The organism is Anaerosporobacter sp. (genome assembly GCF_965301125.1).
Window position 1 is genome coordinate 1 of the sequence record NZ_CBDLAM010000062.1, and the last position, 674, is coordinate 674.

Below are 674 nucleotides of genomic sequence, written 5' to 3' on the forward strand. Positions count from 1 at the left end.
GGAGTAAACATACTGGGATAAAGGTTTATATTTTTTATAAATTAATCGTCGGAAGTAATGGTCGATGGTATTGTTTGGTGATTTAGATTTAGCAGTAATATAACTTATAATGAGATTAGTATGAAAGGAAGGGTTAATTTCCCTTATGGTACTTGCAATCTCATAACTTGGTTTATTTGTTTCAATAAGATGGGTAATCTTCTCTTCAAACACTATGTGTTGCAATTTTGTCTTCAGCAATTCATTAGCAGATAGAATCAAATCTTCCATATAGGCGGATTCGAACAAGAAGATAGGTAGATTATTCTGGTTCGCTAACTCTTTGACCTTATCAGGAATATCTTTGAAAAATACAGTTTTGACTGCGATACCAGATACATTTCTTTTAAGAAGTTCCTGAAATGATGTATATATTAAATCTTCATTGTTATGTGCATAGAATAGAGAGGTCAGAATGAAATCACCATCATTGAATACCTCATAATGGCCATTGATGCTTTCGTATTCTAGGATAACTATATTATTAAGTCTGTTCTCGAGACCGTTTTCACCAGCTATCAGTGTAAACTCTTTGAAAAGTGAAATATTTAGCATTTCTTTGATTTTAAGCATAAGTATAATTCCTTCATATCTGAATTTGTGGTTACATAAATTATTGTAGCATTTATTAACTT

General features: G+C 31.0%; 1 protein-coding gene. It reads right to left on the bottom strand.

Going from position 1 to position 674, the window contains the following annotated elements; genetic code table 11:
* Positions 1-612 (bottom strand): PucR family transcriptional regulator ligand-binding domain-containing protein (locus tag ACW2QF_RS08770; protein ID WP_455715623.1); only part of this gene is annotated, 612 nt, incomplete at its 3' end.
* Positions 613-674: the final 62 nt, after the last annotated feature.